Raw genomic sequence first — 26,430 nt, forward strand, 5'->3', positions numbered from 1 at the left:
TGGTAACAACAAAAAACTGTGGACGTAATAATGAAACTCAACAAACAATTAATTCCTGCTGTGACCATCTCAATGTTACTCGCTGCTTGTGGCAGTGATACAGAACCGACTGTTCCGATGCCAAACAAACCCGAGCCCTTAGTACCGGCACCTGCCAAATCATTTGATGCTCCAATCGGTGACGTAACGATTAAAGCGTCCATAGAAGAACTGGTAATAACTTCAAATACCGAAGACGACAAACTGGCTTCTGTTGAAACCTTTAAAGGTATACGCTTTGCGGATGCTGAACGTTTTGAGCACAGCGCCACTGTAGCCTTGACGGAACTATTGAACTCGGAAGGTATAGTCGACGCCACTTCGTTTGGTGATGCTTGTCCTCAACTAAAAACGACATCACAAACACAAGATGAGAACTGCCTTAACCTCAATATCTGGCGTCCAGCAGGCGTAGATTCTGATGCAGATCTACCGGTTTATGTTTTCATCCACGGTGGTGACTTTGAGTATGGCTCAGGTTCTGAAGCACTTGTGCACGGTGATACAGTGGTTGCTCAAGGAAGCGACGACGGTAAGCCTTTCATCTACGTAAGCTTTAACTACCGTCTTGGTCAGCTAGGGACTCAATGGATTAAAGGCGAGAACGAAGATGGTAACTATGGCCTAGGTGACCAAAAACGTGCCTTGGAGTGGGTATACAATAATATTGCTGATTTCGGTGGCGATGCTCAAAACGTAACCGTTATGGGTCAAGGCTCAGGGGCTATGTCTATTGGTTTCTTGCAACAAGATAACGATATCGCAGGTCAGTATTTCCAACTAGCTATCATGCAGAGTAACCCTTATGGCTTTGAATACCCTAGTTATGAAGTAGCAAAAGATCGCAGTAAGGAGTTTACAGCAGACACTTCGCTCGATGAGATCATGGCGTCGCAAGAAACAGCTTTGAATGGTATTGAACAGCTAAAAAATTGGTTATTGAGTTCGCTATCGATTTCAGTTTCTTATGCGAATCAAGAGTTGGAAGTAGGCCCTAAAACAGGAAAGACCCCTATGCCAACACTGATGCCATTTGCTCCTTATCTAGGTTGTGAGTCACTTGCTTCCAGTGATGAGTCAAAGACAATATGTATAGAACCATCTAAATCACCACTAAATTCTGATTTTTCTGTACAAACGATTTTAGGAAACAATGCTCATGAAGCAAATAGTTTTGGGATGTTGTTCAGTGTGACCTTTTTGATTCCAACTATCATTGACGAATTTCTTTCACCTGAAGCCATAGAAGGTAAGCGTTCAGAGGCCATTGCCTTAGATGCGTTGAAATGGCTAGATGATGAGCACAATCAAGATCGTTTATTAGCAAGAATAAATAACATGAGTTCTAAGGACGTTGCTGCAAATGCAGGTCTTTCACTCACCGCATATACAGCTGTTACTGAACTATTTTGGGGGATGGATTCATCTGTTGATATAGGAGTTTTTACGCCAATTTGTCTAGCTAAAGACGACCCAATAGAGGTAATCGAATGTATCGCAAAAAATGTAGATATTGAATTAAACGGCCATGAACAAACTAATAAAGTGTTAAACCTAACTGACTTCTTCCCTAACTCAGAATCTAGCTTAGGTGGTGCTCTTGACAACATGAAGCAATTTAAAACCTTGCTAAATGACACCTTGTTCAATGGTCCAGCTCGTCACATGGCAGCAAACAGCGGAGTAGAAGCAACGCTATACCACTTTGAGCACAAACCCAGCTTTAACATGTGGAACTATAAAACAGGTCTAAATGAAGAAACGGGCAAATACGACCAACTGTCAATCATTGATCTATTCAAGACGATTGGTTGTATCAGCGGTGCGTGCAACGGTTCAGAGTTGCCGTTTGTGTTCAACAAAGCTGTACGTTTTGACGGTGGTGAGATTCACCCGACAAGTAATGAGAAGGCCATGATGAACGAAATGTCACGCCTATGGTTTAGCGAAGAATTATTCACTAACTACCAATACAGCGATACAGCCGATAATGTGCTTGTAATTGATGGTGCAGGGTTCAGCGACAACAGTACTACTTTCGACTGGGACTATGTCACAAACCCAGGTGTTGATCCCAAGCTTCGTGAAGGTCGCTTAACCGGTCTAGCAGAGCAAGGTCTTATGCCTTGGGACTGGTACCTAAACTAAACATATTTAACAACCCTCTTACTGTAACGGCCAGCTCGCTGGCCGTTTTTATATCCAAATTTTACGTTCAAACGCAGGTTAGTTATGACACTTAGCAAACTAAAAACAGCATGCACAATGATGTTGATTGCTTTGGTCACAGGATGTGCCCAACCTTACCCCGATGTTGAACCAGACTTCGAAGCAAACTGGCAAAGCACGGAACACCAAGCAGAAGTGTACCTGATCCCGACGGCGCCAGAAGCCTTCGCACGTCGTATCGAGCTTGTTCGCCACGCCGAGCACTCGATTGATATGACCTACTTCTCTTGGGAGCGTGACACGCTTGGGTTGATGCTTCTCAACGAGCTAAAGCAAGCGGCGAATCGCGAGGTTCACGTCCGACTGATCCTAGATGACCTACTGGTTTTTAATGATAAATGGCTAGCGGAATTAGACTCACATCCCAATATTGAAATTCGACTGTTCAACCCGTTTGAATCACGTAAAGCGGGCTGGATTGGCAGAGCATTTAACTTCTCAACGAACCAAAAACGGTTAGATAATCGATTGCACGAAAAATACTTCAACGTAGATCACCAATCAATGATTCTCGGCGGACGCAACATCGGTGATGATTACTTTGGTTATAGTGAGAATGCGAACTTCTTTGATATGGATGTTCTATTTAAAGGCGATATCATTACTTCTTTCGACCACAACTATCAAATGCTGTGGGATAGTGAACATGTTGCACCTATCCAAGAGCACATTAAAATCAAAGATAATGAGCAATACAAAACATTTACCAAAGCGTTAAACAAAGGTGAGATAAATAAAACTCTGATCCTTTCTGAAATAGAAAAACAGATCAAAAATTTAAATCAACCAGATTTCATTATTGCGTCTGTAACACCAGTATTTGATTCGTTAGAAAAGCTTAAAGACAACAAGCCCTACTTTCGTCAACGAACAGAACGCTTAATGACTCAAAAAGTTCCGTCGCCTTCAAAAGCGGTGATTTCGACGCCCTATGTCGTTCCAAGCGATGATCAGTTTGTGTTTATCGATGCGTTAATACAGCAGCAAGCCGAAGTAACTTTAATTACGAACTCTTCAGCTTCTAATGATTCGGGTTTTATTCCTGCCTATTACGAGCAACACCGTGAGACTTTGCTCGACAAAGGCATAAGTATCTATGAGTACAAAAGCCAAGCGATCAATGACGACCACTACTTTCATGTCGACACCTACTATCACAACAAAACCGTCATTTTAGACGACCGTGTGACTTATATCGGCTCATCTAACTTTGATCCAAGATCAGATTTTCTGAACATCGAGTTTGGTGTGTTGATTGATAGTGAAGCATTTGCAGATCAAGTAATACACTATTTAACACACCAGAAAGAAGACTTGTTTTGGATTGTATCGCGTGGGCAATCAGGTGACACTGTTTGGCTTTCAGAAGATCAAGCCAAAGATAAGAACCCGAACTATAAATCATTGAACAAAATACCGGACTGGTTATTTCGTAAAATGGATGCAGAGTTTGAACTCTAGTAGCAATAACAACGTTAAACTTTCAAGAATAAATGGTTCAAAGTTACAGTTAAAGTGAGTCCAACAATCCATTTTCAGGCTATTCAAAACACTTTTAGCCTATTCGAAATACAAAGAAGCCGCGATTTACGCGGCTTCTTTGTTTCTTGCACAACTACACAGTAATACCAATCGTAATAAATAATGGGTCACCCTAGCTTGTTAAAAACTTCGATAACTTCGTTAGAGTTTTTGATTATAGAATAACTACTTATCGAACAATTAAAACTGAGTACCTAATGAGAAGTGAATACGAAACTCATCGCCTTGAGGTGCATCCAACCCGTAAGCAAAATCGAGTTTCACAGGCACAAATTGTGAGTTCCAAATCAGGCTAAGGCCAGTGCCGCGCTTCCAAACCGCTTTGTCATCAAACGCATCACCAACATCGAGAAATGCGCCCATCCAAATTGAACGATATACCTGGTGTTGATACTCAAGCCCTGCTGTTAGCATGTAGCGTGCACCTGTTAATTCACCGTTGTCATCTGTTGGAGAAATCGATTCATAGCTATAGCCACGTAAGCTCCCATCGCCACCAGCAAAATAACGCAGTGACGATGGCACATCCGACAACGATTTAGCTATGTTAATGCCGACGTTTGAACGGAAATGCAGCTTCTGACTTTCACTAATGTCCCACGAAAGCACACTGTTTCCTTCCAACCGCAACAGTCTTGAATCAGAGAACAGACTAGGGTCAGAATACTCAACAGAATACATGTGTCGATGATTGAGCTCTAATTGATCATTTTTACGATCAACTTGAGAAAAACTGATGCCAGGTAACAGCAATTGTGATTGGTCTTCCTCAGACGCCTGACGGTACTGTTCGTGCAAGTATTTGACGTAAATGGTACTTTGCCAATCGCTGTCTAATTGCCAATAACGTTCAAACTTAAGATCGTTTGAAAAGCTATTGGTGTCTCGATGATCAATTCGTTTCGATTCAAACTGAATACCAAAGTAATCGGTCGTGACTTTCTCTGTTGGGATTTTGTACCCTAGTTGCAGTGATTGCTCTTGTTCAGACAAATATGTCTGTGTTTCAAAGCTGTGTCCTCTTCGGTTATACCAAGGCTTTGACCAATTTAAAGACGCTCTTAGACCGAGATCGGTAGAGTAACCGCCACCCACCTGCACAATGTTACGAGAGCTTGGTTCAGCAATAATCTCAATTGGCACTTCTAGATTGTCATCAAGATGATTAAAGTCACCGTGTACCACGACACTCCGAAACCACTGAGTTTCAAACAAGTCAGACTGCAGCTCACCCAACTTGATCGTGTCAAAGTCGTCCCCTTGTTTGAATGTGGGAATTTTCTCTATACGCGTAGGTTCAACACCATCATCAGGAATGTTAATAGCGCCAAACTTGTAGCGTGAGCCACTAGAAAAATGCAGGTGAATATTGGCGATGTTTTCGCTAGGAATCACTTCAATCTTAGACTCGACAAACCTACCGTCAAAATAACCTTTACGCTTTGCCAAGGAGAAAATCGCCCGTTTAGTTTGGTCATACTCTTGGTGAGATAATGGTGAACCTGAATCTAACTTACTTTGCGTGAGTATTTTGATGAACTCTTCGTCTTTACTCGCTTCACCTGTGACTTTTACAACCGATTCTGCAATGTACATGACAAGGCCAGAATCGACGTTTAAGGTGAGGTTATCGCTGTCATCAAGTTCAATATCTATCTGAGGGTGATAGTAGCCATAAGGGTTGAGCGCGTCTTGAACCCGTTTTAATAGCTTAGTATGGGATAACTGGGAAGCTGGGACATCAACCAAAGGCTCTAAGTATAACTCTACATTTTCAGTGAGAGTTTTGTTCAACCCTTTAATCTTGAAGTCTGCACCTATCGCAGCGGGCTGAGTAACCATGAAGAGTGAAGCTGTCAATATTACTTGTTTAATCGAGGTCTTCACGCCGTTACCCAGTTGCTTAGAACCGGAATAGGTTATGAGCAAAGCGAGAAATCACTGAATCTCTTATGAAGGACGCAACCCTACAAGTAAACTTAGCTGATTTTGAATACCACACAACCGTACACTAGCTACTTATGCTCCTCGTATTACAGACACAAAAAAGACGCCATTAAGCGCCTTTAAAATATCGATTGTTTACTGAATCACTATCAGTTGTTTTTCAGCCACACATCTTGGTTTTGTGCTGCTTTCTTCTTTTTCTTCTTGCCTGTACCAGCCGGTGGCGCTACGGGTTTTAACGCAGCAACAAGTGCAGCGGTTGCCTCTTCATCCACTTCAAAGCCTTCAATTTGCTCGCGCTCAAGACGAATTTTGTTCTTCTTCTCGATGATTGTGAAGTGGTGGTAATCTTCGTGATCGATCAGAGATAACGCTAGGCCAACCTCACCCGCACGACCGCTTCGGCCAATACGGTGCATGTAGTCTGATGGGCTACGCGGTAAATCAAAGTTGATAACCACTGGAAGTTTTTCGATGTCCAGACCACGAGCTGCGATGTCTGTCGCGATCAGAACGTCAATCTCGCCAGATTTAAAATCTTCTAGGATACGAGTACGTGAACCCTGACCTTTATCACCGTGGAATACTTCCGCAATGATACCGCGCTTGTAAAGCTTATCAGCCAAATGCTCACAGCTGTTTTTGGCATTCACAAAGATCAATGCTTGGCGCCATTCGTGTTGCTGAATCAGGTGAGCTAGCAATGCTGTCTTACGGCCTTTTTCCACTTCGAATACACGCTGAACCAGTGTGCTCGCATTAGCACTTTGAAGTTGAACTTCAATTGGGTCAGTCAGTAGTTCGTGAGTAAGCGTTTGAACTTGCTCTGGGAACGTTGCAGAGAACAACAGAGTTTGCTTCTTACTTGGCAGTAGCTTCAAGATAGCGTCTAGTTCTTCTGTAAAACCAAGGCTTAACATACGGTCAGCTTCATCAAGAACAAGCGTTTTCACTTTATCAAGCTTGATAGCGTTGCTTGAAATAAGGTCAAGTAAACGACCCGGTGTCGCCACTAAGATATCAGTGCCGCCACGTAGTGCTTGCATCTGAGTGTTCACAGACACACCACCAAATACACAAACAGTCTTGATCGCACCGTTAAAATGTACTGCATAAGATTTAACGCTATCAGCAACTTGCTTAGCCAGTTCACGAGTCGGCACTAAGATAAGGCCAGAAACGAAGTTACCTTTGCCCGAACGACGGTCCAAAGGTGCATCTTCATGGATCTGCTGTAACAGAGGAAGCGCAAATGCAGCGGTTTTACCTGAACCCGTATTTGCGCCTGCAATTAGATCGCGTCCTGCTAACACACTTGGAATAACTTGCGCTTGGATAGGCGTTGGCTGTTGGTATTCAAGCTCGGTAAGACGAGCCATCAAAGGAGAAATTAAGCCAAGATCAGAGAAGTTGGTTGGTGTCGTGGTGTTAGTCATTAATTGCAGGAACTCAAAGCTAAAATAATAGCGCGCTATATTAACGTATTTCAGCTGTATTACGTAACTAAATCGCCCCTTTCTCTCGTGTTTTAGCAATGAGCTCAAACAAAGCAGTCCAAGATATGAAGTAATCGATTTTAAATGAGTTGTGAACACGGTATCAGCTTCACGTTTATGTTGCTTGCCTCTTTTGAGAACCAATTTTATAAACGTTCACTCAAATTCAGGTCCCCTTCTTTCAGATAGAAAAACGCCAGCTAAGAAGCTGGCGTTTTTTTAATTCTGTCTTTATTTTATTCTATGCGTTTACGCTTAGATTAACGGTTGATACCGATATCGCGTTGCATGTGACCAGATAGGTCGCTTGAGTAGTAACTACGTGGAGAGTTGTCTACAAAAAGAATATCGAAAATGTGTGCAATCAATCCTTTGAAGTTAACCGAGTAGGTCTTCTTATCCATAGAGTTAGGAACAGCGATAGTATTCATTTGCATTGCTTGAGCCATGATTGCCTCTCTATAAATTTGTTTAAGTGGTTCGTTCTGATGACAAGAATAATAGGTGATTTTTTACACGTTAAAAAATGACTAAATTTGGATGTTCAGATTAGTTTTTCTAATAAAACAAACCATTAACAACGCATGGAAATACATATTCATAAATGGTGACTATAAATTCACAATGGACTTGAAATCATGCATTTAGTACAAATACCCTTCAAATCACAGTGGCCAACGTCACAGAAATTTTACATAAATAAATTTCCCACTTCATCGGCCACGTATCTCTTATCGAGTTTTCGATAAGTTATATTTGTTTTAATTTACTTGTTCAATGTCTGGCTTCTTTGCATAAATCGACGCTATAACCGCAATCGTCATGGTAGAAATCAGCACCGCTAACGACCAATACGTTGGGATAGCCCATTCGCTGTCGACCAGTAGCATTTTCACACCAATGAAGACCATGATGAACGCCAATGCTGGCTTCAAGTAGATGAACTTATCCATCATGCCTTGCAGCACAAAGTACAGAGAGCGAAGGCCAAGTAGCGCAAATACGTTAGCAGCAAGTACCAAGAACGGTTCTTGTGTCACAGCAAAGATAGCTGGGATAGAATCCAGTGCAAACATCACATCCATAACTGCAATCGCACCGATCACCAACATCATTGGAGTGAATGCCCATTTAACGCCTTGTTTAACCATTAATGCAGGACCATGAAAATCCTCTGTTACCGGCATCACTTTACGAAGTAACTTCTCTGGTAATGTATTTACACTTTCCTCTTCGCCCTTGTCTAACGCCAGCTTAATACCAGTACCAATCAAGAACGCCGCAAACACGTAAAGCACCCAGTGATATTCAGCCAACAGCTGCGCGCCTAATGCGATCATAATTGCACGAAGCACCAATGCACCGATTACACCCCAAAGAAGCGCACGCGGTCTTAGATGCTCTGGAACTTGGTATTGAGCAAAGATCATCGCGAATACAAACAGGTTGTCTACGCTCAATGATTTTTCTAGCAAATAACCGGTAATAAATGACACGGTTGCTTTTTGCGCGGTGTAGTCACTATTTGGAGCATAGATGTCCCAAAATAGGTAGATAGAACCTGCAAACAAGAACGCGAGAACAAACCAGAAAACGCTCCAAATTGCCGCTTTCTTAATGGTTACACTGCCACCACGAGTTTGATAGATATCGATAGAGACGAGAATGACTGTCAGCAGGAAAAAGCCCACATAAGTCGTCATGATTGGCGATGAAAAAAAGGATTCACTATTGGTAGATAATAGAGATTGAGTTGAGTTCATTATTCCTCCGGGCGGAAGAACTGTACAAAGACCTTCCGCAAACAAAGCATATCAAGCTCCATTACGGATCTTGACTGTGATTGCGTTGGTCTCGTTGAAGTGAAATATGGGATTTCACCTTTACATACCGGATAGGCTCTTAGCCTAACGAGATGACGACATGTAAACTTGCGCTAACTACTCCCCAAACGCGTGGATAATATTCCCCTATTTGTGTTTCGTCTATTAAAATTTGCACTAGAAATACAAAAAAGGAGCGAATGCTCCTTTCTTATTGATGCCACCCTGTCAAATAGACACTCGAATTGATTCTAAGAATAAATCCGCTAACCAAATTCACGATGGCACTGCGTAGTTACACTGCAAAACGATCAAGTAATAATTCTGCGCAAATTACTATCTTGCGTAAATTACAATCCTGCAGTCGGTATCAAATACACTAACGCAGACCAAACCGATACCCAACCAACCACCGCTACTGCATCTAACCAATCTTTCTTATCCATGCTTATCTCCACAAGAAGTGTGACCTGCAGGAATAAAGCATAAACAGTGCCAAATTTATAAACAGCTAGAACTAATAATGTTAAGTGCAAGCATTGACGCTGCCTATCTAAAACACTCCATGCAATTCAGCGGTTCATTGTGTTTAAGAGATTCTGGGTATTCTTGTAGAAACTCGATAAAACAGTCTGCCATAGAATCGGTCGTCACCACGCCATCACCTATCATATCTAAGACGGCGTTATAGCCCTCTTTTCCTTTCATGGTGTAGGCTGACGACGCGCCTCGGTAAACACGTTCACGCACAACAGCTTGCCAACCCGATACTTCAGAGTGAATTTCTAAATGGTGAATCCTATGCCCTATAGGTGCTTCTTTGTGATAACAAAATCTCAAGTTATGAGTATAAGGAAAGCTGCCAGAACCCGTACCGACCACACCATTATCGAGCGCGTTGTTAATTGCCCCTTCCAGCATGCCTGCGATCGTTTCACCTTTTACGTTATACACACCAATAGGTACGGCAAACGGTAGTAGTTTTCCGGCAATATCGGCAACCGAAACATCACCACTATTCAGTGAGTTTCTAACACCGCCAGAGTTGTGGATAGCAAAGTCTACCTGATGGCCTTTCTGGTTCATCAAGTAATGGAATGACTGAGCCACCAAGGGCGCAAGTTGGCTTGGCCCTTTTTCATCAGGGATACGAACATGGCGAAGTTTGCTTTCAGCATGAGCGATAACTTGCTGCTGAAGTTTTCGAACTCTCGGCTGGTATTTATCCGTCAGAATACTCTGTAGTTCAGGATCTTTCTTACACACTGCAACGTTTTGGTGATTGTTCAAAAACTCACACGCCACATCGTGTGCGTCGTCTTGCCCTACTTCACTCAGTTTCGCGTCTATAAAGAGTCGACGACCTAATAACAGTTCGTTTTTGCCGTTAAAGTGCGTCACTTTACCTTGAGCATCGAACTCGATTTCACAGTGCCCTAGACTCATTGCGTGAAAACCGGCTTGCACAACATAGGTGTCGCCAATTTTTACGCCGTAGTCATCGTCTTTCACTAAGCCGATATCAGAGAAATCACCTTGTAAACGGTGACTGTGGCCACCAACAATCACACCAATGCCTGTTACGTTGGCTGCTAGCTCTAAATCAGTTTCGTAACCAAGATGACTAAGTAACACAATCTTGTTGATGCCAGCTTTACGAATCTGCTCAATGGTCGCTTTTGCGGTTTCTAAAGCATTTTCAAATGGTGTATCGATATCTGGATTAGCAATGCCTGCCATCTTGTCGATGCTTAAGCCAAATATTGCGACCTTCTCGCCATCAAACTCTTTCGTTATAAAAGAGGCACTTCGCGTTACAGTCAGATAGGGTTTAACCAGTTCGTTGTCCGCTAAGGTATGAGTTTTATTGATATCCTCATTCGATAGGTTCCAGTTACCTGCTAACAATGGAAATTTAATTCTTTTAGCGAAGATCGCAACGGGCTCATTTCCCATGTCTAACTCGTGATTTCCGAGCGTCATTGCGTCAATATTAAGGGCATTCAACAGATCGGCGTTGGCTTTTCCCTTGAATAAAGAAAAGTACAATGTGCCTTGAAAGCAATCACCCGCGTGTAAAAATAGGGTTCCAACCTTCTGACGCTGAGCATCTTGTTCAATTTGTTTAAAGCGTGTTGAGATTCGAGCAAAGCCACCAGCACTGACATAAGGTTCTATGATGTGGCTGTTCATTTTAAGTGATAACTGTAATGAAGTGGGTTCAAAGTATGAGTGGGTGTCGTTGATGTGTGCCAACACTATTTTGGTCGGCTTATTCTTTTTAGTCATATTTTCTTCTCTCTTTGTCCCTTCATACTAGGTCGAGAATCATGACAGAATCGTGAATTTTATGAAACTGCACTGCAAAAAAATACTCGAGATAGATCAAAAATCTCATTTTGCGCCGTATCAATAATCACTGGGTTTTGTGACCAGTGAGCATACCGAATTTGTGATTTTCGATTATGATTAAAGATATCTGTTAGCTTTCAAACAATTAGCAGAGCCTTCCGTTAGGAGTAAGCCTATGCAACTAGAAAGAATCGAGATTTCTGGCTTTCGAGGTATCAAGCGCATGTCGCTCGCGTTTGATGAGCTAACCACGCTTATTGGTGAAAATACTTGGGGTAAGTCTTCTTTATTGGATGCCCTTTCCGTCGTTCTCCCTTCAGACGGAGTTCCATATCACTTCGAAATGACCGATTTCCATGTCGATTATTCCGTTTCACATCCACAGTCTCAACACCTGCAAATTGTTCTCGCATTAAAAGCCAACGATAAGAGTGAGCTAAATGCAGGGCGTTATCGCAAACTCAAGCCGGTGTGGGTTCAAGACGAGTTTGGTGTTTTTCGTATCTATTATCGAATCAGTGCCACGTTAGAACAGTATGAAACGACAACACACTATGCATTTTTGGGGTTGGACGGAAACCCTCTCAAGCTTCATCACTCAGAAAAGCTCGCTCAAGAATTAATGACGTTACACCCTGTAATTCGTTTGAGAGACGCAAGGCACTTCGATCGCCCTTTCAACGGCAACTCACTTAACCACAATGCTCACCTACCGGGTAATGTTCACACTAATACTGTTCATGCTAGCAACGGTCACACCAATAATGTGAATGGAAATGGTAACAGCAGTCCAAGTAACAGATATGGGAACGGCCAGAGTCAAACAACCAATGGCGATGGTAATGGCAGCTATGGAAACGGCAATGGGCGTCAGGCAAGGATAGAAAAACGCATTGACAACACCTGCCGTCGCCTTATGGCGATACCCGGACATGTAAACAAAGGCGAGATGCGCAGTAGCTTAGAGTCGATGCAAAGCCTAATAGAACATTACTTTTCTTTCAAAAGTACTTCTCGACGAAACCCGAGAAAACAAAGAGATGGCTTACTTTATTCTGCAGGGGCGAATGACAAGAGCATTCATCAACTTGTCGAAGAGACCAAGAACAAACAAACTCGCTTATTATTCATGGGGTTACTTAATGCTTACTTGCAAGCAAAAGGGCCAAATGACTTAAGACGATGTGCACGCCCTCTTTTGATCCTTGAAGATCCCGAAGGTCGTTTACACCCCACTCACCTAGCTAGGGCTTGGAGTTTGATACAGAAATTACCCATGCAGAAAATTCTCACGACCAACAGTGGTGAGTTACTCGCGGCCGTGCCGCTTCAATCGATTCGTCGTTTGGTACGTCAGTCGGATAAAACCATTGCTAACCAGCTCAATGTGAACCACTTCAGCAAAGATGAACTTCGTCGAATTGGTTTTCATATTCGTTTTCACCGCTCCGGCGCTCTATATGCTCGCTGTTGGTTGTTAGTAGAAGGTGAAACCGAAGTCTGGTTGTTTAACGAGTTAGCCAACCAATGTGGCTATAACCTTGCTGCGGAAGGCGTTCAGATTATTGAATTCGCTCAATCAGGACTCAAGGCACTGATCAAAGTCGCGCAAGAGTTTGGTATCGATTGGCATGTGGTGACCGATGGCGACGCGGCAGGTAAAAAATATGCCGCAACCGTGCTATCTAAACTCGGTAATGACCAAGAACGTCATCGTTTAACTGAGTTGCCTGACAAAGACATCGAACACTACTTGTACATGAATGGGTTTGAGAACTTTTTCAGAGACATGGTTAAGATTCCTTACGATCACCCTATCCCAGCGAAAAAAGTCGTGGCTAAGGTACTCAAGAAACACGCAAAACCCGACTTGGCTTTAGCAATCGTTTCTCACTGCGAGAATCAAGGACAAGACTGTATTCCATTGTTGTTAAGATGGACTTTAAAACGCGTGATCACCATGGCAAACGGAAATACCTAGCTTCTTGCTTATCTGATAAGTGCTATTCGTTCTTCTGTTGATAATTTCTTTAATTAGCACAGTAATCAAAACCAAAAAAGGCACACCAAATGGTGTGCCTGTATAAATCTATATACAAATTAATTGGGGGTTATCTCGCAAGAGTTCACAGTGACTAAACTAAGGTTAGGCTAACGAATTAAGCCTTAGCTTGCTTAGCGTGTGGTTCTACCGCTTCCGAAGATTGAGTCGATTTCTCGTGAAGCCATAGCCCCGTTGCTTTCATCAAGTATCCAAAGACACCACCAAGCAGTAAAGATGGCACGACAAGTTGCCAATCACCGCCTGCGGCAAACGTTGCGCAGCAACCAATGAAGGTTCCTGGGATATAACCTAGCCACGCTTGTTTTGCTTGAATACACATAAAGAAAGCGACAATAGCAGTAATCACATAGCCTAAAATCTCTAACCCTGCGAAGGTTGAGCTTTCGATAATCACCATTGCCCAGAATACGCCTGTCATGTTGGTTAGTAAGCTACCTACCAATCCTTTTACGCCGCCTGTTGGCGAAGCAAAATAACTGGTGCAACCTAAGAAACCGGCCCATGACAGCAAGCCGAAAGAGATAGCTATCCATCCCCATAGACCTGACAAAATACCTGTTGTTAATGAAATTGCGACTAATGTACTCATACTATTTCTAAAGCCTAATTACGAATTTCATCGCAACCGGATTTAGCCTCACTTAAAATCAAGTAAGCATATTATGGGAAGAACGCCTTTCCTTTGACGATCGCGATCACATTTATAATGTACGCGAATGTGCATTTATCATCAGATGGAGACCGAAATCGCTTATTCAACATAATTGGTTATCTGGAGCTTGTCTAATATCTGCTAAAGAACCGACGGTTTGCCTTTCATCATGCGCTTGCCTTCTCGCTTAATACATTCAGCAAGTGGGTTTTCTGCCATATCCGCACGCCAAATAAACGAAAGCGTACGTTCCATTTCAAGCTCAGGAACATTCAAAGTAACGAGCTGTCCAGATTCAACAAACTGCTCAACATCGAGATAAGGTAGACACGTCAAATATGGGCCGTTTGCAACCAAACTTCTTAAAACAGGAACGTGTTCATACTCTCGCCAAACATCAAGATCGCCAATTAAATGATGAATAGAGCTATCAAAAACTTTGCGAGTACCCGAACCATGTTCGCGTAATACCCACTTCGCTTGTTCTAATTGCGCCAAGCTTACTCGTTCACGCTTCGCAAACGGGTGATGAGCGGATGCAACGACCGTTAAATGGTCTGTACACCACACTTCTTGATGAACGCGACTGTCGTCACAGCGACCTTCGATAACGCCTAGGTCATATTTATAATCTAGTACGCCATCTATAACCGCATCGGTACTTTGCACGCCAAGCGAGATTCGCATCTCAGGAAAGTCGTTATCAATAATACTGATGAGGTCTGGAACCAAGTGTTCTGCCGGGGTTTGGCTCGCACCGAGTTTGAGCTCTCCACTTAATAAATGCTGCTCGTAAAAACCCATTTCAATTTGCTGTGCATCTTGCAGTAAACGCTTCGCTTTTGGCCTCAGCCACATACCCCAATGAGTAAGCGCCATTTGCTTACCCTGCCTTTCAAACAAAGGCCTGCCGAGCATTTTCTCCAACTGTGCAAGAGACATACTTGTCGCCGACTGAGTCAATGCAAGCCTATCAGCAGCCTGACTTACGCTTCCCGAATCTGCTACCGCGTCAAAGACGGCGAGTTGCTTTAATGAATAACGCAAAATCTATCCTTAATTCTTTTAATAACTTGTGTCCTGTTGCTCGTTTTTTGTTAAGCCGATGAGCAATCAATTTCATTCTACGCCTAACCAAATCTATATCAATATTTTTGATGTGGTTTCTAAAAATTATCAATTTTACCTCTACCCCTCAACACCCTAATCTGGAATGGCAGGACACAACGAGCCCTGCAAAACATTACTGATTAACCATTACGGATTAACCAAGTCATTAACACTAGGAATTACACATGACGGATTGTTCAAGGGGGGGATATGGCAACCAGCACTTCTGAAAATCAGCAACTGTTCTCACCAACAGAAATGATGGCGGAAGCCGAGAAGTTTGCATTAAGCAAAGCAAACAAAACCAGCAGCATGACATTGAGTTTGGCAATCATGGCTGGCGCATTCATCGGGCTTGCTTTTTTATTCTACATCACGGTGACCACAGGTAGCGCTGATGCAGGATGGGGATTAAGTCGTTTAGCCGGTGGTCTTGCATTCAGCATGGGGTTAATCCTGATTGTGATTTGCGGTGGCGAGCTATTTACCAGTTCGGTGTTATCAAGCATCTCATGGGCTAACAAGCAAATCACCTTCACCAAGATGCTGTCTATCTGGGGCAAGGTTTATGTAGGCAACTTTATCGGTGCCATGTTCCTACTGGCTTTGGTAAGCGCAGCAGGCTTGTATCAACTGGATGGCGGGCAATGGGGCTTGAACGCTCTTAACATTGCTCAACACAAGCTACATCACAGCCCTGTTCAAGCGTTTGCTTTGGGTGTGCTTTGTAACTTGCTGGTGTGTTTAGCGATTTGGTTAACGTTCAGCTCTGCTAACGCCATGACCAAAGCAATGATGACCGTGTTACCCGTTGCGATGTTCGTTAGCTCAGGCTTTGAACACTGTGTGGCGAATATGTTCATGGTTCCACTAGGCATCACGATTCAAGCATTCGCACCTGAGAGTTTTTGGATGCAAATTGGCGCAACATCAGCCCAATACGCAGACCTGAACATCATGAAATTTGTCACCGCAAACTTAATACCAGTGACAATCGGCAACATTGTAGGTGGTTCAGTATTGGTTGGCTTAGCCAATTGGAGTATCTACCGTCGCCCGCAGCTTAAAGCAGCAAAAATTACAGCAATAACTCAAACAACAGAAATTACGTCAGTTAAGGAAATCACTATGAACACTACTACAATTATCAAGCAAATCATGAACACTCAACCAATTACACTGAGCGTAGAAATGCCTACTTCAGTCGCGATTGATTCACTTTTAGACGCTCAACTTGTTAGCGCTCCTGTTTGCGATGTTGAAGGCCGCTTAGTAGGTATCTTCTCTGTTCACGACGTAATGGTTGATCTTTGGTGCCAAGATTACATTCCGACTAAAGGCCAGAAAGTGGTAGACCTAATGAGCCGTGACGTAGTCGCTATCTCTGCTAGCGATAAGTTGGTTGATGTTGCTGAGTTCCTATGTATCGACAAAGCGCAACTTTACCCTACTACAAGCATGGGCTACGCCACTCGCCTGACTTCTCTTTCTCTAGAAGAGCGTGCAAAAGCAATGAAAGTAAGCCAGCCGCATATGCTTCCAGTGCTAGAAAACGGTGTAATGGTGGGTGTTCTTACTCGAACTGAAGTGATGCAAGCACTTCGCCCAATCTACGGTGACCGCCTAAACGTAGTACCAAAAGCGGAACTAGAAACGGCTTAACTAGCGACTGTTTACAAAGCAAGCGTTTCATTAGAAACAAAGTAACGAATCGTAGGATGAACTATTAGGGATTAGTCGTTCAGCTAGATAACTCAGTCATTGCAACGTTGACTGGCAGAGGTAAATGGCGGCTTAAGACGCAGTAAAAGGTTTGACACAAAACAGACCTAAATGCGTGGCCATTTACCTCAATAAAAAAGGCGCAAAGTGAAAACTTTGCGCCTTTCTCTATATTCTAGCTGCTTTGCTACTTTCCATATTACTAAATAACCGGCTAACGCTGCCCTATCTCGTATCGACTAGGATTTTGATCTTTCTAAATATGTTGATAGCGATTATTGATAGCTAGATTACTTCTTTACACCTTCAACATGCAGATCCATGTCTACATAGCTTGAAGCGCCCATTACTGGGATATTGAAGTCAGCAAGCTCTAGACGAGTTGTACCAACGAAACCAGCACGCTCACCGCCCCATGGGTCTTGACCAGCACCGATGAATTCAGCTTCGATAACGATAGGCTTAGTGACACCGTGAAGCTTAAGGTCACCCATTACTTCAAGTTTGCCGTCGCCTTTATCAACCACTTTTGTACTGTTGAAAGTAGCGTCAGAGAATTTACCTGCGTCAATGAAGTCAGAGCTACGGATGTGCTTGTCACGTTCTGCGTGGTTTGAATCAAGGCTAGTTGTATCAACAGTTACGTTGACTTTTGATGCTTCAACATTGCTTTCATCAAATGAGAAATCACCTGAAAATTTGTTAAAACGGCCTTGGATAAAGCTGTAACCTAGGTGGCTAACTTTAAAGTTAACTGAAGCATGCGCACCTTTTGTATCAATCACGTAATCAGCGGCGTTCGCAGCGAAAGGCATTGCCATAGCAAATGCTAATCCTGTAGCGATAATTGACTTTTTCATTTTGAAGCTCCTATCATTTTTCGTAGCGTATCGTCTTTGTCGATAACGTGGTGTTTTATCGCCGCTAAGGCGTGCACTGATGCCATAATGATCAGTACCCATGCAGCATAGTAGTGAACCGTACCTGCAAGATCAGATTGGTTTTCAAACAGTTCACCCATACTTGGTACAGTGAACCAATTGAATACCTCGATCCCACGGCCATCTGATGTCGAAATCAAATAACCTGAAATAAATAAAACCGCTAAGTTAATGTACATAAATCCATGAGCGATCTTCGCCGCTACAACTTCATAGCTTTTACCTTCCACATTAGGTGACGCGGTAACTAGCTTCCAAAGCAAGCGGATAATGGTAACGGCAGCCAAAAGGATGCCTACCGAACGGTGGTAGTCTGGTGCTGTTTTGTACCACTCGCTGTAATATGAAAGATCAACCATCCATAGGCCTACACCAAATAGGCCAAATATTGCGAGTGCTGAGATCCAATGCATTGCTCTTGCTAAAGGATTGTAATTTATAACGTTGTTATCCATGCATCTGTTCCGAGTGTTGACGAATTGTGTAGTTTTGAAAAGCGTACCCTACACCAAGTTTGCGTAACATATTATTTACCAAGTTTTACATTAGTTACATCATTTCAAATTAAACGAGTTATTCAAAAATTTTGAACAAGTTGCTTTATGGACAAATTTCTTTGTCGAACAATCGCTTGCTGAGTTATATCTCAACGATTTGTTCAATTTCATAGAGCTCATCTGAGATGTCTAACATCTTACTCTCCATCACTTTTTGAGCGTCTTCTATCCCCTTGTTGTAATACACGGCCCCAAACTTTTTACTGATGAAGTCGACTAAGAATTCAGTGTCGAACTGACCAAGCTCTACATCGAGCTCATCTTGTAGATACTTTTGAAGTGTATGAGTGAGTTCGGATTTTTGCTTTGAATCTAATTGAATGGTCATGGGTGTTTCCAAATAAAGAGTATGTAGAACAATTGTGATTAGCCGACTAAGCTATAATTTCGTTAGCTCACTGCAACTCTGCCAATCAGTTCAAGTTTTCTAACTAGCTATAATTCCTCATAATTTAGTTTACAGACCTGTAGAGTGCCAGTGCTATCCATAAAATCGCTTAGTAATGGTTAATTTTGATAGAGGGATCAAGAACTCGCACTTTGGCGATAGGTAATGGCGCCAAAATTACCGTACTATTGCCCATCAATAAGATAGCAACTGTGTATAAGAGGCTTCATTGTTATTAGATCTGGTGATTAAAAGCGTCAATCAGTTTCAAGACGATTGCTTGAAACTTTGTGAACGTCATTACCCTACCGTACACAATCAAGGGATCAGTGAACATCACATAGGCAAAGCGTTTGCGAGACGAATGGAGCACACTTTCGTTAGCTTCAATCATGCAAGCAACGTAAGCCCACTAGAAATGCTCTCTTCTGGTGAAACGCCACGACATTTCCGAATCTCTTCTGAAATTGGTACCGTTTGGATGATTAGCCACCATATGGTGAGCGCAGGCAAGACTTGTCGTAAAAAGTTGATGCTGGACATTCATAACTGGCAGCAAGAGTACGGATTTGCCATTCAACCCAATGACCTATTGATCATTGTTTCCGACCATTGGATAAGTCGAAGTAAAAACAGTGGTGAACTCTTGCATTGGTGGATGGGGGAACTCCCAGACCAGATTAGCGACTACAGCCTACAAGGTATCACGCTAAGAGAGAGTGATACTCAATTCGCAGATGATTTAAATAGTAACTTCAAAATCAGTCCGTGTTTTATCCGATTCGCTCACCCGCTAAAACGCTCTGGAAATCAACAACTAGTTCGTAAATACCTGCAACTTTATGCGGTAATACAATGGCAGTAAAATACAAGCCAATTTTCAATTTGATATATAACGTAAATAATTATACCTACACTATTATTTTATAAAATAATACCTGTATTCCACTCATTTATTATACAGTTTACTAATTAATAACTTAACAACCTCAATATTAATTTTGAGAGACAGACATCATTTTTATGTAACCACAAAGATCTATTTATTTTATTATTTTGATACTCCCCCAGAATGTAAACCTTTAACCATATTTATCTCAGGTGTATACGTGTTAAGGCTTTATACTGATAGGGTTGATATGATACAGGTTACTCAGACATCAAATTCACTGAACCTATTAAACAAGCTAAGCAATATATACCCTTGATACATAATGGCCTTTATCATCCTGATTTTTCGCTGACTTTAATTATTTAGATGTTACCGTGACAAATTAATTTTTATTAATTGACAATTTATCAACACCTGTCAATATTATGACAACTGTGATGTATATTCTCGTCACTGAATAAACACCTTTTATTAGCGATTATGATTTTATCAGACAGAAGTGAATTTATTAGTTGTATATCTGTGAATGCCGATATGCAGTTTATTGCGAAATACCAAGACTTAACACTTACAAGTGTCTACCAACCTATATTTGATTCTTCTTTGACTCAGATAGGTGTAGAGGCTTTGGTTCGTATTTCCAATTGTAAAGGTGATATCGTTCGCCCAGATCACTTCTTCCATTCAGACGAAACCTCATACACAGACAAAATCAACGTAGAGAGACTGAGCCGAGCCATTCACATCCGTAACTTCGCACAATCGACGGTCCGTCACTTAAACCTTTTTTTGAACGTTCTTCCAAACGTGGGTGAGTTGTTTGCCTCTGAAAAAGTAAAAGACACTCTGTTAGCTAAACGTCTTCACGAGCTTAACTTATCGTGCGAACAAATCGTCATGGAGTTGGTCGAACTTAATGTAGAAAGTGAAGAACGTTTAAAAAACGCGGCCCACTCACTTGCAGATAATGGTTTTCAAATCGCGGTTGATGACTTTGGAGCACAGGCGTCAACAGAGCAACGTGTTCGCCATATCACTCCTCATATCATCAAAATCGATCGCTCTGTGATGTTGGATTTTGAAAACGGCGATACTCGAAAAATGGAGCTAGTAGTTAATCTTGCCAACCAAATTGGTGCTAAGACGGTCATCGAAGGGATAGAAACCCAACAGCAACTGACTGCGATGCAAAGTTTAGGCTTCGATATGTATCAAGGCTATCACTTAGCCATGCCAAAGCCGATTGAGTTGGATATCCGCCTAGTAATCTAGAGTCTGGCCCCTATTCTCTAATATACCGGAAGCCGCTTTACCATTGGCTAACGACTTTTGTAATACCTATCTTTTAAAACGCTCCTTGTTAAAGCACGCATTGCTATCGCAACGTCCTCTTAGTTCGGCCCTATCTTCGTCTTGTTTTATCAAACCATATCCGTAAAAAAGCCCAGTCAAAATAAACTGGGCTGGCTTAAAAGAATCTGTTTTATATCAATCCCTAATAACCCGCAGTGGACGGTTTGATTCTATATAGAATGGCGAACATCACTGGTACTACTATTAGCGTTAGTACTGTAGCAAAGCCTAAGCCTGCCATGATGGTAATCGCCATCGAGCCGAAAAATGCATCGAATACCAAGGGAATCATGCCCAAGATAGTCGTTAGTGCTGCCATAGATACCGGTCGTACACGACTGATCGCGCTGTCGACAACCGCTAAATATGGGTCTTTACCTGTTTGTAGCTCACTGTTGATCTGGTCAAGCAGTACGATACCGTTCTTCAAAATCATGCCACTTAGACTCAATAGACCTAAGAACGCAGTGAAGCTAAATGGCATATTAGTCCCTAGCAGACCAATCGAAACGCCAATGATAGAGAGTGGCACCGTAAACCAAATCACAAGTGGCTTACGAACCGAGTTGAACAGAAGCATGGTAATAATAAACATCAACAAGTAACCCATTGGTAGTGAACCAAATAGAGATTCTTGTGCATCTTTAGAGCTTTCGTATTCGCCGCCCCAACTGATGCTGTAGCCTTCTGGTAGATCCAATGCTTCTACTTGTGGTTTCACACGAGCAAACAAGCTAGCTGGTGTTTCATCTCCCAATACATCGTGGTCTGCCAGCACGGTTAACGTACGCTTTCTATCGCGACGTTGAATCAGTGGCTCAGACCATTGAAGTTCAACCCCATCGATCACTTGTTCTACGGGAATGTAAGTTTGTAGCGATGGGCTCCAAATCTTCACATTATTCAGTGACTCAAAGTCAAAACGCTCTTCTTCAGGTAAACGCGCAACGATAGGTAACATATGAGTACCATCACGCAGTAAACCAATGTTGTAGCCACCAAACGCCATTTGTAACGTTTCAGAAAGATCAGTTTTTGAAATGCCAAGACGACGTGCCTTTGACTCGTTAAATAGCGGCACGAGTTCTTTAGTGCGTTCACGCCAGTCGTGACGAACATTTCGTGAGCCTGGTTCAGCAAGTAAAACGTCTTCGACTTCAACTGCAATACTACGCAATACTTGAGGGTCAGCACCGATAATACGCGCTTCAATTTTTGAAGCTGGTGATGGACCAAACTCAATCAATTTGAACTGGAACGTTGGTTGTTCAAATTCGTTTGCTAAGTCTTTGTCTAACGCCGCTAGAGCCTTAAACATGGTGTCGCGGTCAGTGGTTCTTACTTGCAACTGGCTGTACGCTTCGTAGCTTTTCTCTGGTTGGTATGTCAGCGCAAAACGTTGCATGCCCTGCCCAACCGTTGTGGTTACCAATTTCTACTACATTTACACCAGAAGAGAACGCAATGCCTAGGTTGATCGCTGGTTTACCGTTGTAAGTTAATACATTACCCGGTTTTTCTTGGATACCGCGAGTCACCTCAGCGACATCTTTCAAGCGAATCAGGTTGCCAGTGTCACGACCATGAATGATCAGATTTTCAAGCTCTTCAACTGTGCTCAGCGTGCCGTTCGGCTTGATGGTTAGGCTTTGGCCATTTAACATCACCTCGCCTGCCGATACCACGCTGTTTTGTTGCGCTAACAATGACGTTACCGTCGACATATCTAGGTTCAGCGCCGCTAAACGCTCAAGTGACATCTCAACAAACAATTGCTCTTGTTGGTCGCCCGCGATACTTACTTTGCCTACACCATCGATACCACGCCATCGAATGGATCAACTAATGTAGTGTAACCAAGGTTTGTTTTTGCTTGGTCCAACTCAACTTCAGCGGCAGTAAAGGTGTTGACGGCTTGGTCGTAATAATCGGTACTGACTAACTTTTTCGAGTACAGCTCAGAAGCTTGCTTGTATTGGCTGTTCGCCAAGTCAAATTTAGCTTGAGCTGCATCAACGGCAATACGGTAATCCGTCGCGTCTAATACGGCGAGTACCTGACCTTTCTTAACTTCTTGTCCCATACGAACATCGAAAGCTTCGATATCACCACCCACTTGAAATGAAAGCGCAGCACGGTCGGTTGGATCCACTTTTGCGATAAAACTATCAAGCTCGATATCTGCCTGCAGAGGAATCTCAAATAACTTTACAGGCTTGATTACCTGCTCATTTTCCTCTGACTGAACTTTGTTACATCCAGTTAGAGAGCCTGCGAGCAATAGTGCGGCAATAACCACGCCCGTACGCTTGGTCGGTATCGCTTTGATAGACAAATTGGATTGCATGATGCTTCTCCATTTAATTATTATGATTTATTACACAGATGGGCAGTATATTTATTATTAAAGAATTCTCAAGCTTTACTTTCCAGCTGTGCAGTATTTTTTATTTCAAGGAAAACAGTGTAGAATGTGGTAATCAGGTAAATGTAGAAATGAAGATGACTGAAAAGAAACAAGGCAGAAGAAGCGCAAAAGACGCTGAAGAGACTCGATTTCAAATAATGGCGGTTGCTGCAGAGATGTTTTGTGAAGCAGGTTATGAACGAGTTTCGTTACGTAATATCAGTGAAAAAGCTGGGGTCTCTCACAGCCTTATCCGCCATCACTTTGGTAGTAAAGAAAAGATCTGGCATGCAATAAGTGATTGTTTGCACGAGTATTTTCAATCTTACATCAGTAAGATCATGCAGGAATTACCAAAAGACGTAACGCCCAATATTTCAATCTATTTATTCGCGATGCGCCTTTTTACCAACATGATTCACTCACGCAGACCGATGCAACTTCTCTCGGATTCTGTACGTCAAGAAGACAACCTAGTCGATTACTTCATCGACAACGTGGGCGACCTTGAGTACGAAATCAATATGTTGGCTGACCAATACAACAAAGCAAATCCGGAAAAAACCGTTAATATTTTCGAAATAAAATGGCAAATGATCATGTTCGCCAACGGAGCGGTTTGTTTAACTCCTTTCATGGAAAGTACGTGGAATGAGGGAGACATGGAGGCGACAGCTGAAGAAGCTCTGATGAAGCATTGGCAGATGTTCAATAAGCAAATGGTCGACCAATTCGCTATCGAAGATGAATGGGTACTTAATCCAACTAATCTCGAAGAGCTGATTTACGAAGTACCTTGCGTATGGAAGTGTAATCCTGAACACCACAAATCCTGATAGCCTATTGCGAAGCTAATTAGCTTAATCAAAAACGCGCCCTTACAGAACTAACTGTAACGGCGCGTTTTTATATATAGAGCGCTTTAAACGAGCTTTTTAAGCTGGTTGACTAGCGACGAGTTTTACCACGATTTTGGTGGATTTTAAGCTTCGCTTTCATCTTACGTTTTTCTGATGAACGACTCTTGCTGCGGCCACTGCGATCTGGTGCAAGGTCTTTTTCAAGGCTTGGTTCAAAACCGTCTAACCACTCTTGAGGCAAGCGCGTATCCAGTAGTCGTTCAATGTCACCCAATAGGTAAGCTTCGTCTTGGCTCATCAATGAAATTGCTAAACCGCTGTTACCAGCACGACCTGTACGACCAATACGGTGAACGTAATCTTCCGCTTTAAATGGCATATCGTAGTTCACCACTTGTTCTAGTTGCTGAATGTCGATACCACGAGCGGCCACGTCGGTTGCAATCAACGCACGCACCTTGCCTGATTTGAAATCGTCCAGTGCCTTTTGGCGAGCACCCTGGCTCTTATCACCATTGATTGATGCCGCTTTAATGCCGTCTAGCTTAAGTTCTTTAACCAGAGCATCCGTACCCTGCTTAGTTTTAGTGAATACCAACACTTGTTGCCAGTTTTTTGAACCGATCAAGTAAGCCAGCAGTTCACTCTTACGTGATTTATCTACCGGATAAACCATCTGGGTAACGGTGTCCGCGGTGCTGTTTTTTGGCGTCACTTGAATTTCGCTTGGCGACTGCATCATTCGATATGCCAGCGCTTTAATTTTGTTATCAAACGTCGCAGAGAAGAACAGAGTCTGTCGCACCTCATTCATACGAGAAAGAATTCGTTTAATGTCAGGCATGAAACCCATGTCTAGCATGCGGTCTGCTTCATCCAGTACCAACACTTCAGTGTGGCTCAACATGATGTTCTTAGTAAACATATGGTCGATAAGACGCCCTGGAGTCGCGACTAAGATATCTGCGCCACCACGTAATTTGTCGGTTTGAACCTTCATGCTCACGCCGCCGTAAGCCACCACAACTTTAATGTCGGTGCCCTTTGCATAACTGGTTACGTTATCGAACACCTGTTGCGCTAGTTCACGTGTTGGTACTAATACCAATGCACGAACTAGCTTCGGGTTTGGAATAACGTTGTCTTTTGTCTCGATTAATCTTTGGATAATCGGCAAACCAAATGCGGCCGTTTTACCTGTACCCGTTTGAGCACCAGCCAATACATCTTTGCCTTCTAATACCAATGGAATCGCTTGCTCTTGAACACTGGTAGGAGCCGTAAAATTAAGCTCTGATAGCGTAGCAAGAAGATGCTCAGACAATCCAAGTTGGTTAAAAGATTTTGTAGATTCAGACATAGTATGATGCTCAAAGATTAAATAGGCGCGGATTGTAGCAAACCTGCATTACGCTGTTTACCTTTCCTTTTGATTTTTCTTCATTTGAAGCGAATTAAACTGCTTCGCTTCTTCTAAAACACTAGGATAAAGCTCATTAAAGTGACACTGCAACGTGTTGTAGTGATGTTCTAGATCGTGATAGCAAGATTTAAGCATCCCAAGCTTTGGCCGTCTCAAAGCCATTCGTTGTAATACCAACTCAATGGAAGACATGTCTTGATAACTCTCTAACCACCTCTGATCAGCCATTTTCCGGTGAACAGTAATAAAGTGCTCAGGCCAGTGTGACTCTTGGTGTTCAAAGATCTGTTGATGGCTTTCTACGCAAAAGTGCTCTAACGATTGTGTTGAGAACTGCCCCCAGTGATTGGCCAAGCAATGATCCCAGAAGACATCGAGAGCAATAGGTGCAAAGCGTTTTGTTTGGTTTGAAAAGAGATTTTTTGCAGAACGAGACACATCATGACGGTCGGTATAGCTATCGACAAATCGATGAAGTCTTATCCCGTTAGAAAGCGAATCTGAGTAGTGTTTATTAGGGTCACCTTTAACGAAGTCACCTAACAAGTTGCCTGCTAAGTTGCTGTTACAGTGCTGAGCGATGTGAAGGTGTGCGAGAAAGTTCATTGAACCTCATTAAAGTATCGAGAACT

At 42.6% G+C, this 26,430-nt stretch carries 19 protein-coding genes and 2 pseudogenes; 7 read left to right on the forward strand and 14 right to left on the reverse strand.

What is annotated here, in order from left to right; translation table 11 throughout:
• Positions 1-30 precede the first annotated feature (30 nt).
• The gene (locus AB4407_RS03830; protein ID WP_372118787.1) at positions 31-2,187 is read left to right on the forward strand and encodes a carboxylesterase family protein; all 2,157 of its coding nucleotides are present in this window, start codon (positions 31-33) and stop codon (positions 2,185-2,187) included.
• Positions 2,188-2,271: 84 nt separating this feature from the next.
• Positions 2,272-3,729, forward strand: a complete 1,458-nt coding sequence (locus AB4407_RS03835) for a phospholipase D family protein (RefSeq protein WP_372118790.1) — start codon at positions 2,272-2,274, stop codon at positions 3,727-3,729.
• Positions 3,730-3,990: 261 nt separating this feature from the next.
• Here the strand turns inward: AB4407_RS03835 and AB4407_RS03840 are convergent, their stop codons facing one another.
• The 5 genes from AB4407_RS03840 to AB4407_RS03860 form a co-directional block, all read right to left on the reverse strand.
• Positions 3,991-5,709 (reverse strand): autotransporter assembly complex family protein, encoded by a 1,719-nt coding sequence (locus tag AB4407_RS03840; RefSeq protein ID WP_372118867.1) that lies wholly within the window; start codon positions 5,707-5,709, stop codon positions 3,991-3,993.
• A gap of 197 nt (positions 5,710-5,906) precedes the next feature.
• The gene (locus AB4407_RS03845) at positions 5,907-7,193 is read right to left on the reverse strand and encodes a DEAD/DEAH box helicase (RefSeq protein ID WP_372118793.1); all 1,287 of its coding nucleotides are present in this window, start codon (positions 7,191-7,193) and stop codon (positions 5,907-5,909) included.
• 320 nt (positions 7,194-7,513) lie between these two features.
• The gene (locus AB4407_RS03850; protein WP_009845310.1) at positions 7,514-7,702 is read right to left on the reverse strand and encodes a hypothetical protein; all 189 of its coding nucleotides are present in this window, start codon (positions 7,700-7,702) and stop codon (positions 7,514-7,516) included.
• A gap of 312 nt (positions 7,703-8,014) precedes the next feature.
• Positions 8,015-9,016: a TerC/Alx family metal homeostasis membrane protein gene (locus AB4407_RS03855; RefSeq protein WP_372118796.1), complete on the reverse strand. Its 1,002-nt coding sequence runs from the start codon at positions 9,014-9,016 to the stop codon at positions 8,015-8,017.
• 609 nt (positions 9,017-9,625) lie between these two features.
• Positions 9,626-11,365, reverse strand: a complete 1,740-nt coding sequence (locus AB4407_RS03860) for a bifunctional UDP-sugar hydrolase/5'-nucleotidase (protein WP_372118799.1) — start codon at positions 11,363-11,365, stop codon at positions 9,626-9,628.
• 238 nt (positions 11,366-11,603) lie between these two features.
• On the opposite strand from AB4407_RS03860, the gene AB4407_RS03865 reads away from it, so the two are divergent.
• The gene (locus AB4407_RS03865; RefSeq protein ID WP_372118802.1) at positions 11,604-13,409 is read left to right on the forward strand and encodes an ATP-dependent endonuclease; all 1,806 of its coding nucleotides are present in this window, start codon (positions 11,604-11,606) and stop codon (positions 13,407-13,409) included.
• Between the two features lie 178 nt (positions 13,410-13,587).
• On the opposite strand, the gene AB4407_RS03870 is transcribed toward AB4407_RS03865, so the two are convergent.
• Together AB4407_RS03870 and AB4407_RS03875 are read right to left on the reverse strand one after the other, a co-directional pair.
• Positions 13,588-14,082, reverse strand: a complete 495-nt coding sequence (locus AB4407_RS03870) for a DUF1097 domain-containing protein (RefSeq protein ID WP_372118804.1) — start codon at positions 14,080-14,082, stop codon at positions 13,588-13,590.
• A 204-nt stretch (positions 14,083-14,286) separates the two neighbouring features.
• The gene (locus AB4407_RS03875; RefSeq protein ID WP_372118807.1) at positions 14,287-15,192 is read right to left on the reverse strand and encodes a LysR substrate-binding domain-containing protein; all 906 of its coding nucleotides are present in this window, start codon (positions 15,190-15,192) and stop codon (positions 14,287-14,289) included.
• A 273-nt stretch (positions 15,193-15,465) separates the two neighbouring features.
• On the opposite strand from AB4407_RS03875, the gene focA reads away from it, so the two are divergent.
• The gene (focA, locus tag AB4407_RS03880; protein ID WP_372118810.1) at positions 15,466-16,917 is read left to right on the forward strand and encodes a formate transporter FocA; all 1,452 of its coding nucleotides are present in this window, start codon (positions 15,466-15,468) and stop codon (positions 16,915-16,917) included.
• A gap of 350 nt (positions 16,918-17,267) precedes the next feature.
• Here focA and AB4407_RS03885 read toward each other — a convergent pair whose 3' ends face one another.
• The 3 genes from AB4407_RS03885 to AB4407_RS03895 all read right to left on the reverse strand — a co-directional run bounded on the left by AB4407_RS03885 (position 17,268) and on the right by AB4407_RS03895 (position 18,803).
• Positions 17,268-17,837: a YceI family protein gene (locus tag AB4407_RS03885; protein WP_372118813.1), complete on the reverse strand. Its 570-nt coding sequence runs from the start codon at positions 17,835-17,837 to the stop codon at positions 17,268-17,270.
• Positions 17,834-18,373 (reverse strand): cytochrome b, encoded by a 540-nt coding sequence (locus tag AB4407_RS03890; protein ID WP_372118816.1) that lies wholly within the window; start codon positions 18,371-18,373, stop codon positions 17,834-17,836. Before AB4407_RS03890 ends, AB4407_RS03885 begins: the two co-directional genes overlap by 4 nt.
• A 184-nt stretch (positions 18,374-18,557) precedes the next feature.
• Positions 18,558-18,803 (reverse strand): DUF2164 domain-containing protein, encoded by a 246-nt coding sequence (locus AB4407_RS03895; protein ID WP_372118819.1) that lies wholly within the window; start codon positions 18,801-18,803, stop codon positions 18,558-18,560.
• A gap of 289 nt (positions 18,804-19,092) precedes the next feature.
• Here AB4407_RS03895 and AB4407_RS03900 point away from each other — a divergent pair, with 289 nt between their 5' ends.
• Together AB4407_RS03900 and AB4407_RS03905 are read left to right on the forward strand one after the other, a co-directional pair.
• Entirely contained in the window at positions 19,093-19,728 is a 636-nt protein-coding gene (locus tag AB4407_RS03900) for a hypothetical protein (RefSeq protein ID WP_009845296.1), read from the forward strand.
• A 561-nt stretch (positions 19,729-20,289) separates the two neighbouring features.
• A complete protein-coding gene (locus AB4407_RS03905; protein ID WP_372118822.1) occupies positions 20,290-21,027 on the forward strand; it encodes an EAL domain-containing protein in 738 nt (245 codons plus the stop codon).
• Between the two features lie 223 nt (positions 21,028-21,250).
• On the opposite strand, the pseudogene AB4407_RS03910 reads toward AB4407_RS03905, so the two are convergent.
• Positions 21,251-22,928, reverse strand: a pseudogene (locus tag AB4407_RS03910) (efflux RND transporter permease subunit); the annotation flags it as partial.
• Positions 22,919-23,455 (reverse strand): annotated as a pseudogene (locus AB4407_RS03915) (efflux RND transporter periplasmic adaptor subunit); the annotation flags it as partial. The pseudogenes AB4407_RS03915 and AB4407_RS03910, both read right to left, overlap by 10 nt.
• 149 nt (positions 23,456-23,604) lie before the next feature.
• Here AB4407_RS03915 and AB4407_RS03920 point away from each other — a divergent pair.
• Positions 23,605-24,351: a TetR/AcrR family transcriptional regulator gene (locus tag AB4407_RS03920; protein WP_372118824.1), complete on the forward strand. Its 747-nt coding sequence runs from the start codon at positions 23,605-23,607 to the stop codon at positions 24,349-24,351.
• Positions 24,352-24,463: 112 nt separating this feature from the next.
• Here the strand turns inward: AB4407_RS03920 and AB4407_RS03925 are convergent, their stop codons facing one another.
• Entirely contained in the window at positions 24,464-25,735 is a 1,272-nt protein-coding gene (locus AB4407_RS03925; protein ID WP_372118827.1) for a DEAD/DEAH box helicase, read from the reverse strand.
• A 57-nt stretch (positions 25,736-25,792) separates the two neighbouring features.
• Positions 25,793-26,404: an ACP phosphodiesterase gene (locus tag AB4407_RS03930; protein WP_171387831.1), complete on the reverse strand. Its 612-nt coding sequence runs from the start codon at positions 26,402-26,404 to the stop codon at positions 25,793-25,795.
• Positions 26,405-26,430: the final 26 nt, after the last annotated feature.

This window comes from Vibrio sp. 10N.261.46.E11 (assembly GCF_041472735.1).
In the GTDB taxonomy this organism is placed as follows: Bacteria; Pseudomonadota; Gammaproteobacteria; order Enterobacterales; family Vibrionaceae; genus Vibrio.

Bases quoted from the DNA above. Each gene is read 5' to 3' on its own strand.
- AB4407_RS03830 (WP_372118787.1), top strand. From the start codon at position 31: ATGAAACTCAACAAACAATTAATTCCTGCTGTGACCATCTCAATGTTA.
- AB4407_RS03835 (WP_372118790.1), top strand. From the start codon at position 2,272: ATGACACTTAGCAAACTAAAAACAGCATGCACAATGATGTTGATTGCT.
- AB4407_RS03845 (WP_372118793.1), bottom strand. From the start codon at position 7,193: ATGACTAACACCACGACACCAACCAACTTCTCTGATCTTGGCTTAATT.
- AB4407_RS03850 (WP_009845310.1), bottom strand. From the start codon at position 7,702: ATGGCTCAAGCAATGCAAATGAATACTATCGCTGTTCCTAACTCTATG.
- AB4407_RS03855 (WP_372118796.1), bottom strand. From the start codon at position 9,016: ATGAACTCAACTCAATCTCTATTATCTACCAATAGTGAATCCTTTTTT.
- AB4407_RS03860 (WP_372118799.1), bottom strand. From the start codon at position 11,365: ATGACTAAAAAGAATAAGCCGACCAAAATAGTGTTGGCACACATCAAC.
- AB4407_RS03865 (WP_372118802.1), top strand. From the start codon at position 11,604: ATGCAACTAGAAAGAATCGAGATTTCTGGCTTTCGAGGTATCAAGCGC.
- AB4407_RS03870 (WP_372118804.1), bottom strand. From the start codon at position 14,082: ATGAGTACATTAGTCGCAATTTCATTAACAACAGGTATTTTGTCAGGT.
- focA (WP_372118810.1), top strand. From the start codon at position 15,466: ATGGCAACCAGCACTTCTGAAAATCAGCAACTGTTCTCACCAACAGAA.
- AB4407_RS03885 (WP_372118813.1), bottom strand. From the start codon at position 17,837: ATGAAAAAGTCAATTATCGCTACAGGATTAGCATTTGCTATGGCAATG.
- AB4407_RS03890 (WP_372118816.1), bottom strand. From the start codon at position 18,373: ATGGATAACAACGTTATAAATTACAATCCTTTAGCAAGAGCAATGCAT.
- AB4407_RS03895 (WP_372118819.1), bottom strand. From the start codon at position 18,803: ATGACCATTCAATTAGATTCAAAGCAAAAATCCGAACTCACTCATACA.
- AB4407_RS03905 (WP_372118822.1), top strand. From the start codon at position 20,290: ATGCAGTTTATTGCGAAATACCAAGACTTAACACTTACAAGTGTCTAC.
- AB4407_RS03920 (WP_372118824.1), top strand. From the start codon at position 23,605: ATGAAGATGACTGAAAAGAAACAAGGCAGAAGAAGCGCAAAAGACGCT.
- AB4407_RS03925 (WP_372118827.1), bottom strand. From the start codon at position 25,735: ATGTCTGAATCTACAAAATCTTTTAACCAACTTGGATTGTCTGAGCAT.
- AB4407_RS03930 (WP_171387831.1), bottom strand. From the start codon at position 26,404: ATGAACTTTCTCGCACACCTTCACATCGCTCAGCACTGTAACAGCAAC.